7 protein-coding genes are annotated in these 10,948 nt (G+C 70.7%); 5 read left to right on the top strand and 2 right to left on the bottom strand.

Annotation, left to right across the window (positions count from 1 at the left end; genetic code table 11):
* Window positions 1-1,730 (top strand): ASKHA domain-containing protein (locus tag AB1634_16715; protein MEW6221157.1); only part of this gene is annotated, 1,730 nt, incomplete at its 5' end.
* Entirely contained in the window at window positions 1,727-3,895 is a 2,169-nt protein-coding gene (locus AB1634_16720; protein MEW6221158.1) for an HD domain-containing protein, read from the top strand. The genes AB1634_16715 and AB1634_16720, both read left to right, overlap by 4 nt.
* Window positions 3,896-4,051: 156 nt before the next feature.
* Here AB1634_16720 and AB1634_16725 read toward each other — a convergent pair whose 3' ends face one another.
* The gene (locus AB1634_16725) at window positions 4,052-4,963 is read right to left on the bottom strand and encodes a TIGR01777 family oxidoreductase (GenBank protein MEW6221159.1); all 912 of its coding nucleotides are present in this window, start codon (window positions 4,961-4,963) and stop codon (window positions 4,052-4,054) included.
* A 139-nt stretch (window positions 4,964-5,102) separates the two neighbouring features.
* Between AB1634_16725 and rtcA the strand changes: the two genes are divergently transcribed.
* The 3 genes from rtcA to serA are packed head-to-tail and all read left to right on the top strand — an operon-like array spanning window position 5,103 to window position 9,770.
* Window positions 5,103-6,125, top strand: coding sequence for an RNA 3'-terminal phosphate cyclase (rtcA, locus tag AB1634_16730; protein ID MEW6221160.1), 1,023 nt, complete (start codon window positions 5,103-5,105; stop codon window positions 6,123-6,125).
* Window positions 6,112-8,193, top strand: a complete 2,082-nt coding sequence (locus tag AB1634_16735) for a response regulator (protein MEW6221161.1) — start codon at window positions 6,112-6,114, stop codon at window positions 8,191-8,193. The genes rtcA and AB1634_16735 overlap by 14 nt, the downstream gene beginning before the upstream one ends.
* On the top strand, window positions 8,190-9,770 hold the full coding sequence (serA, locus tag AB1634_16740) for a phosphoglycerate dehydrogenase (GenBank protein ID MEW6221162.1): 1,581 nt from the start codon (window positions 8,190-8,192) through the stop codon (window positions 9,768-9,770). The genes AB1634_16735 and serA overlap by 4 nt, the downstream gene beginning before the upstream one ends.
* Here serA and aroF read toward each other — a convergent pair.
* Window positions 9,751-10,782 carry a 3-deoxy-7-phosphoheptulonate synthase gene (aroF, locus tag AB1634_16745; protein ID MEW6221163.1) on the bottom strand — a complete coding sequence of 344 codons (1,032 nt, stop codon included), beginning with the start codon at window positions 10,780-10,782 and terminating at the stop codon, window positions 9,751-9,753. The two genes, serA and aroF, sit on opposite strands and share 20 nt — an antisense overlap.
* Window positions 10,783-10,948 lie beyond the last annotated feature (166 nt).

The following is a 10,948-nucleotide window of genomic DNA, read 5'->3' on the forward strand; positions in this document are numbered from 1 at the left end:
CGCTTAGCGACTGCACCATCCGCATCCCCCAGGAGTCGGGCCTGGCGGCGGGCGCCGTGCTGGTGCCTGCCGGCAGCCGGCATCGGGCCCAGGTCTGCCGGGTGGATCTGGAGGAGCTGCGGGAGGAGGGCATCTTCCTGCCGCCGGTGGAGAAGGTCTGCCTGGAGCTGCCGCCGCCCGCAGCCGGGGACAACACGGCGGATGCCGGCCGGCTGGTGCGGGGCCTGGCAGAGCAGTACGGCGAGCGCCGGCTCCTCATCGGCCTGCCGGTGCTGCGCAAGCTTAGGCGGGTGATGCGGGAGAAGGACTTCCTGGTCACCGCCACCCTGGGCCGGCCGGTCAACCGGGTTGCCCGTACCCATGTGGTGAACGTCCAGGCGGGCAACTGGAGCCACCGGGCCTTCGCCCTGGCGGTGGACATCGGCACCACCACCATCCAGGGCCAGGTCATCGACCTGCACAACGGCCAAGTCCGGGCGGAGGCCGGCGACTACAACAGCCAGATCGGCTACGGCGAGGACGTCATCTCCCGGATCATTTACGCCGAGCGGCCGGGCGGCCTGGATACCATGCAGAAGCTGGTGGTGGGCACCGTGAACGGCATCATCGGCCGGCTTCTGGAGGAGGCCGCCGTCGATCGGGACGAGATCGACGCCATCACCGTGGCCGGCAACACCACCATGACCCACCTCTTCCTCGGGCTGGAGCCCCACAACATCCGCCGCGCCCCCTATGTGCCGGTCTCCACCCTGTTCGCGCCCATCCGTGCCTCGGATCTGGGCCTGGCCCTGGCCGCCCATGCCGTGGTCCTGGCGTATCCCGCCATCTCCAGCTATGTTGGCGGCGATATTGTCGCCGGGGTCATGGGCTCGGGGATGTACCGCACCGAGGCCCTCACCCTCTTCATCGACATCGGCACCAACGCCGAGATCGTCATCGGCAACCGGGACTGGCTGGCCTGCGCCGCCTGCTCCGCCGGGCCGGCCTTCGAAGGCGGGGGCATCACCCACGGCATGCGGGCCGCCACCGGCGCGATCGACGATTTCCGCATCAATCCGGTCACCCTGGAGCCCATGAACCGCACCATCGATCGCCGGCCGCCCCGGGGCATCTGCGGCTCCGGCCTCCTCATCCTGGTGGCCACCCTGTTCGAGCATGGGATCATCGACCAGAAGGGCCGCTTCGACCGCAACCGCCAGAGTCCCCGCCTGCGACTGGGCCGTAGCGGCTTCGAATACGTTCTCGCCTGGCAGGCGGAGAGCGGCACCGACCGGGACATCGTCCTCACCGAGGTGGATATCCAGAACTTCCTGCGGGCCAAGGCGGCCATCTACGCCGGCGTCACCACCCTCCTGGCCGAGGTGGGCCTTGCGGTCACCGATCTCGACCAGATCATCCTGGCCGGCGCCTTCGGCTCCTACCTTGACCTCAGCTCCGCCATGAGCATCGGTCTCTTGCCGGAGGTGGAGCCGGCCAAGGTGCTCTATGTCGGCAACGGCTCTCTCTTGGGGGCGCGGATGAGCGCGGTGTCCAACCATATCCGGCGGGACGTGCGGGCGGTGGTGCGCCGGATGACCAGCTTTGAGCTTTCCGAGGTGCCAGCCTTCAAGGAGCAGTACGTGGCCTCCCTGTTCATTCCCCACACCGACGCCAGCCTCTTTCCCCTGCTGCGGGAGCGCCTGACCGCCAACGGCAGAAGGCCGCAGCCGTCTCCGGGATCCCAGCCGTGACCGTCCGACCTGCCCTTCCGGGCGCCGGCAGCCGCGCCAACGGCCGCCGGGAGCGCCCGGCGCCGACCTTCGACCTGTCGACCTACAGCAGCCGCCTGCAGGAGCTGCTCGGGCCCGGCCAGGAAGGCGGCGATCTCTTCTGGCGGGCCCTGGAGTTCGCGGCCCGGGTCCATGCCGATCAGCGCCGCCGCTCCGGGGAGCCGTACATCAGCCACCCGTGCGCGGTGGCCGAGATCCTGGTCCGGGACATGGGGGTCAAGGACCAGGCGGTGCTGGCGGCGGCCCTCTTGCACGACACCGTGGAGGATGTGCCGGAGCTGGTCACCGTGGCCTCCCTCACCGAAGAGTTCGGTCCCCAGGTGGCGGGCATCGTCGATGCCTGCACCAAGCTGCCGGACCTCACCGGCGACCGGCAGACCGCCCGCAAGCGGGTGCATCGCAAGATCTTTGCCGAGGCGGCCAGCCGCATCGAGGTGATGCTGGTCAAGCTGGCTGATCGGCTGCACAACATGCGCACCCTGGACAGCCTCCGCCAGGACAAGCGCCAGAAGATCGCCGAAGAGACTCTGGACATCTATGCCCCCATCGCCAAGCTCATGGGCCTCTACGAGCTGAAGCGGGAGCTCTTTCACCACGCCCTGGTGCACAAGTTCCCCAGCAAGGCCCAGCGGCTCCTGGCCCATATCGGCAGCCTGCCCAGCGACCCGGAGGTCCAGGCCATCAAGCGGATGCTGGACGAGGAGATGCGGCGGGTCTGGCTGGAGGGGCGGGTGGAGGTGCGACCCAAGGGCCTGGGGGCCTACTACGATCCGGTGGGCCGCCGTTTGCGGTCCGAGATCGACGGCGCCGTCGAGCTCATCGTGCTGGTCAATGACCGTCCCGCCTGCTACCGCGCCCTGGGGGTGGTGAACCTCACCTTTCCGCCCATCCCCACCTCGATCCGGGACTACATCGCCAACCAGAAGCCCTCCGGCTACCAGAGCCTGCACAGCCGCGCCAACATCTGGGGCCGAACCTATCTTTTCAAGTTCCGCACCCGCCGCATGGCCGAGGCCTACCGCATCGGCATCCTTTCCCGCTGGACCCCGGACGGCCGGAACCTCAAGGCCTTCGAGAGCCAGCTCCGGGAGATGTTCGACGTCATGGGGCAGGAGGGTGAGCTTTCCTACCGGGAGATCATCCAGGCCACCGACCGCAAGGAGATCTGCACCTTCACCCCCAAAGGCGACCAGAAGTGGCTGCCCAAGGAAAGCACGGTTCTGGACTTCGCCTTCCAGATCCACACCGAGATCGGCGAGCGATGCTCCCATGGGGTGATCGGTGGCCAGCGGGTGGAGGTGGATCACGTGCTGGCCGACGGCGACCGGATCGAGATCGTCTGCCATGAGAGGCCGGCGCCCTTCGACCCGGAGATCCTCACCCGCTGCCGTACGGCCCGGGCCCGGGCCGTGCTGGCCAAGATCGTCCGCAGCCGCCGCACCGCCACCAGCCGGGAGCTGGGGCGAGCGATCGTCCGCCAGGAGCTCCGGCGCTATGGGGTGCCGCAAGAGGTCCTGGAAAGGGAGGGCATGATCTTCCTGCTGGAGTACTTCCAGGTGGCCGGCCTGGACGATCTCTACCAGGGGGTGGGGGAGGGCCGGCTGGGCCTGCGGGAGATCATGTGGGAGATCCAGCACGGGCTCTGGGCGGGCCGCCGGGCCCTGGAGCCACCCACCGGCGCCTTCAACCAGTTCCAACTCGCCACCCTGGACCCGGTGAGCGTCAAGCTGTCCGCCTGCTGCCACCCGCTGCCGGTGGAGCGCGGTCTTCTCGGCCTGGTCTCGGAGCGGGGCCTGTCGGTGCACCGGCGGGATTGCGGCAAGTTCCGGGATCTCAAGATGCGGCGGGAAGACGTGGTGGAGCTGCGCTGGCGGCTCAAGGAGACGCCGGTGCCCAAGCCCCAGCGGATCGTGCTCACCGGCGCCAGCGCCAAGTGGATCCTCTACGTCCTGTCCGAGGCGCCGCCGCTGTGGATCGTGGAGCGGGCTCAGGCTTTGTCGCCGGAAGCACCGGGCACGGCCGCCTGGCGGGTGGACTTCACGGTGGCCAGCCTGGCGGACCTCAAGGCGGTGCTGGCCCACTTCGCCACCGCCGGGGTGGCCGCCCGCTTTACCCTGGAGCAGTAATCCCGAAGGCGAACGGCAGAATGTCCAACACGGAATATCGAAGGCGGAAGGGACCGGCAGGTGACGTTTTCGATCAGTTCTTCCTGTCCCTTTGGGCGGTTGGACATTCCGGGCTCGCTATTCGCTGGGGCGGCCGGAAGGGTGGGGTCACGCCCATCAGCGGCCGGCCACCAGGTCCGCCAGCGCCCCCTCCAGCTCCGGGAACCGGAAGAGGAAGCCGTGCTCGATCAGGGCTCCGGGCCGGACCCGGCCGCCGCCCAGGAGGAGGCCTCCCAGCTCGCCAAGAGCCAGGCGCAGGATGGCGGCGGGCACCGGCAGGGCCGCCGGCCGGCCCAGGAGCCGCGCCAGGGTGACGGTCAGCTGCCGGTTCGTCACCTCCTGGGGGGCCACCAGGTTCACCGGCCCGGCGAGGGCCGGGGTGGCCAGCATGAAGGCGATGGCCGCCGTGAGATCGGAGAGGTGGATCCAGGCAAAGGGCTGGTCTCCGGAGCCGAGCCGGCCGCCCAGGCCCAGGCGGAAGGCGGGCCGCATGGCGGCCAAGGCCCCGCCGTCCCGGCCCAGCACCACCCCGAATCGCGCCAGGAGCACCCGCACGCCCTTGGCCGCCGCCTCTCTGGCTGCCGCCTCCCACTCGACACAGACCCGGGCCAGAAAGTCATCCCCGGGCGGGCTGTCCTCCCGGCAGACCCCCGCCGGCGCCACGCCGTAGTAGCCGACCGCGCTGGCATTGACCAGGACCATCCGGGCACCCCGGCCGGGGTCGATGGCCTGCACCAGGGAGCGGGTCGATTGCAGCCGGCTGGCCCGGATCTCGGCCTTCACCGGCTCGCTCCAGCGGGCGAAGATGCTGCGGCCGGTCAGGTTCACCACTGCGTCGGCCCGGTTGAGATCCGCCACCCAGGGACCGGCCCGCAAAGGGGTGCCGGCCACGATCCGCGTGCCGGCCGGCAGCAGGCGGGCCTTGTCCGGATGGCGCACCAGGGCGGTCAGCTGATGGCCGGCAGCCGCCAGATGCCGGGCCAGGGCCTGGCCGATAAAGCCGGTGCCACCGGCAAGAAAGATCTCCATGGCAAGCCTCCCTGTGCGTGGATTGCAGGATGACCACTATCATCCGCCGCTGCCGGCCGTCAACCCCCGGTCCTTGCAGTGCAGCCTCTCCTGTGCCTATGATGGACGAAACGTTCACAATGCCCGAGGAGGCGGCATCGTGCTGGTCATCGATGGCACCATGGGGGAAGGAGGCGGTCAGGTGCTGCGCACCGCCCTGTCTCTGGCGGCACTCACCGGTCAGGCCTTCACCATCGACAACATCCGAGGCAACCGGACCAGGCCCGGCTTGCGGCGCCAGCATCTGACTGCGGTGCAGGCGGCGGCCCGGCTGTGCGGTGCCCGGCTCCAGGGCGCCGAGCCGGACAGCCGGCGATTGCGGTTCGAGCCGCGCCAGCCGCCCGCGGCCGGTGATCACCACTGGGCGGTGGGCACCGCCGGCTCCACCACCCTGGTGCTGCAGACCGTGCTGCCGATCCTTTTCGGGGCTCACGGGTCCTCCCAGGTGACCGTGGAGGGCGGCACCCACAACCCCCTGGCGCCGCCGGTGGAGTTCCTGGAGCAAAGCTTCCTGCCGGTCCTGGCCACCATGGGCTGCCGGGCCACGTTGACCCTGGAGCGCCACGGCTTCTACCCGGAGGGGGGCGGCCGTATCCGCTGCCGGACAGAGCCCCGCCAGCCGGCTGCTGCCCTGGGCCTGGTTGTCCGGCCAGCCCGGAGCCGGCGGCAAGCCCTCGTCCTGTCCCAGGGGCTGCCGGCCCATGTGGCCCAGAGGGAAGCGCAGGTGCTGGCGGCGGGCGCAGCCATGACGGCGGCCGCGGTGATCGTCCGGCAGCTGCCGGGCCGGCAGCCGGCCAATGTCGTCATGGTGGCCGATGCCTTCGGAGAGCTGTCGGCGGTCTGCACCGCCTTCGGCGTCCGGGGCCGACCGGCGGAGGCGGTGGCCGCCGAGGCCCTGGCTGCGGCCGATGCCCATGCCCAGGCCGGCTGGCCGGTGGAGGCGCATCTGGCCGACCAGCTCCTCCTCTACCTGGGGCTGGCTGGCCAGGGCTCGTTTGCTACCGGCCCCTTGAGTCTGCACGCCGAGACCAACCGGGCGCTCATCGAGCGCTTCCTGCCGGTGCGCTTCACGACAACGCCCACTGGGGGCGGCTGCCTGGTCTCCTGCCATGAAGAAGCCTGACCGCGCCACCGCTGCCGCCAGCCCAGAGAAGGGGAAGGCGCCGGCCGCCCCCGGCCGGCCGCGGGCGGCCCTCAACGAGGCCCTCCTGGCTTGTGCCCGGGCAGTGCTCGAGGACACCGACTTTGCCACCACCGCCCGGATGATCTTCGATCACTGCTCCCGTCTGGTGGGCTCCTCTTCCGGCTACGTGGCCCTCCTGTCCGCCGACGGCGGGGAGAACGAGGTGCTGTTCCTGGAGGCCGGCGACCGGGCCTGCGCCGTGGATCCGGAGCTGCCGATGCCGATTCGCGGCCTCAGGGCCGAGGCCTACCGCTCCGGTCAGCCGATCCTGGAGAACGATTTCGCCGCCAGCCGCTGGCAGGCCTTCCTTCCTGCCGGCCATGTGCCGTTGGACAACGTGCTGTTTGCGCCCTTGAACGTCGGCGGCCGAGCCCTGGGCGTCATGGGTCTGGCCAACAAGCCCGGAGGCTTCACCGCCGGCGACCTCCGGGTGGCAGCCGCCTTCGCTGACCTGGCGGCGCTGGCCTTGCGCCAACGCCGCGACCGGGAAAGCCTCCAGGAGAGCGAGGAGCGGTACCGCTCCCTGTTCGACGACTCCCGGGACGCCATCTTCCTGGCCGCAAACGGCCGTTTCTTCATGGCCAATCCGGCCATGCACACCCTGGTGGGCTGCTCGCCGGCGCAGTTGGCCGGGACGCCGGTGGCCAGCATCTTCGCCAGGCCTGCCGAGATGGCCCGCTTCGAGGCCAGCCTGGCGGTGGCGGGCGGGGTGCGGGACTGGCCCTGCACCCTGCGCCGCCAGGACGGCACGCTCCTCGATTGCCTCATCACCGCCAGCCAGCGTCAGTCCGGCCCGGCCTGCTTCCAGGCAGTGGTCCGGGACGTCACCGCGGAGCGGCAGCTGGCAGCCCAGCTGCGGCAGGCCCAGAAGATGGAGGCCCTTGGCACCCTGGCCGGTGGCATCGCCCATGACTTCAACAACCTCTTGGCGGCCATCCTGGGCTTTGCCGAGCTGGCCATGGGCTTCGCTCCGGACGAGGGGCCGCAGCGGGAATACCTGCAGGCGGTGGTCAGCTCCGGGCACAAGGCCCGGGATCTGGTCAAGCAGATCCTGGCCTTCGGCCGGCAGGCCGAACAGGAGCGGATCCCGTTCAATCCGGTGCCGCTGGTCAAGGAGGCCCTGAAGCTCTTGCGGGCCACCATCCCCTCCACCATCGAGATCCGTTCCCGGATCGATCCGGCGGCGGGCACCATTCTTGCCGATCCCAGCCAGTTCGAGCAGGTGCTCATGAACCTGGCCACCAACGCCTTCCACGCCATGGAGGAGCGGGGTGGGGTCCTGGAGGTGCGGCTGACCAGAACCGAGCTGGCCGCCGAGGAAGGGGGGGCCGCCAGGCCCTATGTGGAGCTGGCGGTCACGGATACCGGCTGCGGCATCGAGCCCAGGATCCGGGAGCGGATCTTCGATCCCTACTTCACCACCAAGGGGGTGGGCCGAGGCACCGGTCTGGGGCTGTCGGTGGTGCTGGGCATTGTTCGCGGTCTGGGCGGCAGCATCCGGGTGGAGAGTGAGCCTGACCATGGCAGCACCTTCCGGATCCTGGTGCCGGCGATCGAGCAGCCGCCGGCTGCGGTGCCCGCCGCCAGCGGCCCGTTGCCCCGCGGCCACGAGCGGCTCCTGGTCGTGGACGACGACCCCAGTCTGGTCAAGGTCGGCCAGCGGACCCTGGAGCGGCTGGGCTACCGGGTGAGCGTGGCCACCGACGGCCAGGAGGCTCTGGAGCTCTTCTGCCGGGAGCCGGAGTCCTTCGACCTGGTCATCACGGACCAGACCATGCCCGGCCTCACCGGCGCCGAGCTGGCCAGGAGCCTCCTCCGGCTGCGACCGAGCCTGCCCATCATCCTGTGCACCGGATACTCCAGCGCCATCAACGCCGAGGCCGCACGCCTCCTGGGCATCCGGGGCTTCATCCTCAAGCCTTTCACCACGCCGGATCTGGCCCGGCTGGTCCGGGACTGCCTGGGGCCGGAAGTCATCCCCAGGCAGCGCCAGGGGGAGATGCCATGAAGATCCTGATCAGCGACGGCCTGCGCGCGGAGGGACGGGCCATCCTGGAGACGATGCCCGCGGCGGCCATCGAGGTCCATGACCGGCTGGCTCGGCCGGAGCTCCTGGCCCGCATCGCGGATGCCGACGGCCTCATCGTCCGCAGCCACACCCGGGTGGATGGCGAGGTGCTGGCCGCCGGCCGCCAGCTGCAGGTGGTGGGCCGGGCCGGCACCGGGGTGGACAACATCGATGTCCCGGCCGCCACCGCCCGGGGGGTGCTGGTGATGAACACCCCCGGCGCCAACGCCATGGCCGCTGCCGAGCACACCTTCGCCCTGATGCTGGCCCTGGCGCGCCACGTGGCCCGGGCGGATTGCAGCCTCCGGGCCGGCCACTGGGAGAAATCCCGCTTCATCGGCACCGAGCTGTATGGTCAGATCCTGGGCCTGGTCGGGCTGGGCCGTATCGGCAGCCTCGTCGCGGCCCGGGCGGTCAGCTTCGGCATGCGGGTCCTGGCCGCCGATCCCTACCTGACCCCGGAGAGTGCCGGCCGGCTGGGGGTGGAGTTGGTGCCCCTGGCCGACCTCCTGGCCAGGGCCGATTTCGTCAGCCTGCACACGCCGCTCACGCGAGAGACCAACGGCCTGATCGACCGGGCCGCCCTGGCCCGGATGAAGCCCAGCGCTCGGCTCATCAACTGCGCCCGGGGGGGGCTGGTGGACGAGGCGGCCCTGGCCGAGGCCCTGCAGGAAGGGCGGCTGGCCGGCGCCGCCCTGGACGTCTTTGCCCAGGAGCCGCCCGGCGACAGCCCCCTCTTGGGACTGGAGCAGGTGGTCCTGACCCCGCACCTGGGGGCTTCCAGCGAGCAGGCCCAGGTGAATGTGGCGGTGGCCCTGGCCCAGCAGCTGGTGGCCTATTTCCAGCAGGGGGTGGTCACCAATGCCGTCAACGCCCCATCCGTGCCACCGGCCATGCAGGAGCGCCTGACCCCGTTCATGGACCTGGCCCAGCGGCTGGGGGCCTTCCTGGCCCAGTGCCTGCCCGGCTCGCTCCGGCAGGTGGGCATCGCCTATGGCGGCGAGGTGGTGGATCTGGAGCGGGCGCCGGTCAGCCAGGCGGCCCTGGCCGGACTTCTGACCCGGGTCATGGCCGAGGGGGTCAATCTGGTGAGTGCGCCGGTGCGCATGCGGGAGCGGGGAATCGCGGTCCAGGAGAGCTTCACCTCGGAACGGCTGGGCTACGCGAGCCTGGTTACCCTGTCGGCAGGCACCGACCGGGGCGAGATGCTGGTGGCCGGCACCGTGCTGCCGGAGCGGGGCTGCCGGATCGTGCGGGTGGGCGAGCATCTCATCGAGGCGCCCCTGGCCGGCACCATGCTCCTGGTCACCAACCACGACCGGCCAGGGGTGATCGGCATCATCGGCACCACCCTGGGCCGGGCCGGGGTGAACATCGCCGACATGCACCTGTCCCGGCGGCAAGCCACCGGCATGGCCATGTCCCTGGTGGCGGTGGACGGCCAAGTGCCGCCGGCCGCCATCCAGACCCTCCGGGACCACCCGGACATCACCGGCGTCACCCTGGTGGAGGTGTGAGGCCGGGGCGCAAAAGGGCGGCGATCTCACCCAGCTCCCGGGCCAGGGTCCGGAAGCCGGCCGGATCCAGGGACTGGGGGCCGTCGCACAGGGCGCGGCTGGGATCGGGATGCACCTCCACCATCACGCCGGCCGCTCCCACCACCAGGCTGGCAGCGGCCATGGGCGGTACCAGGTCCCGGCGGCCCAGGGCATGGCTGGGATCCACCACCACCGGCAGATGGGTCTGCTGCCGCAGATAGGGCACCACGCCCAGATCCAGGGTGTTGCGCAAGGCCCGCTCGAAGGTGCGGATGCCCCGCTCGCAGAGGATGACCTGGCCGTTGCCTTCCGCCAGGATGTACTCGGCGGCGGCCAGCAACTCCTCCAGGGTGGCGCTCATCCCCCTTTTGAGGAGCACCGGCCGGTTGAGCTTGCCCACCTCCTTCAGGAGGTCGAAGTTCTGCATGTTGCGGGCGCCGATCTGCAGGCAGTCGGCCAGAGCCGCCACCTTCTCCAGCTGGTCGATGCGCATCACCTCGGTGACCACCGGCAGCCCCACCCGGCGCCCGGCCGCGGCCAGCATGGTGAGGCCGGCGTAGCCCAGGCCCTGGAAGGTGTGGGGGCCGGTGCGGGGCTTGAAGGCGCCACCCCGCAGGAACTGCGCCCCGCCGGCCCTGGCCAGGTCGGCCGCGGCCTCGATCTGGGCCTCGTTCTCCACCGCGCAAGGGCCGGCGATGAGGACCGGTGCCTCCCCCCAGCCCACCCGCACCCCGCCCACCGCGACCACGGTGTCGCCGGGGTGGAAGTCCCGGCTCACCAGCTTGTAGGGCTTGGAGACATGGATGAGCTCCCGGATGCCGGACAGCTCCCGGAAGGGGTCCTCGTCCACGTAGCCCTGGTTACCGAGTACGCCGATGGCGGTGCGGCTTGGCCCGGGGATGGGCTGCGGGGTGAAGCCCAGGGCCCGCACCCGGGCCAGGACCGCCTCGACCTCGGTCGGGCTGGCATCCCGTTTCATGACAATGAGCATGGTCAGGCCTCCGGAGGCTGAAGATCGCCCCTTGGCCCGAGCCATGGGCCGCGGGAGGAGCAGGGAAAAGACCTTGAATGGAAAAGCCACCTCGCCGGTGACGTCTCCCCGCCGGACCTGCCGTCTGGCCACAGCGGGCCTGCTGCTGGCCCTGGTGCCGGGGCTG

It is taken from the genome of Thermodesulfobacteriota bacterium, assembly GCA_040755095.1.
Lineage (GTDB): Bacteria > Desulfobacterota > Desulfobulbia > Desulfobulbales > JBFMBH01 > JBFMBH01.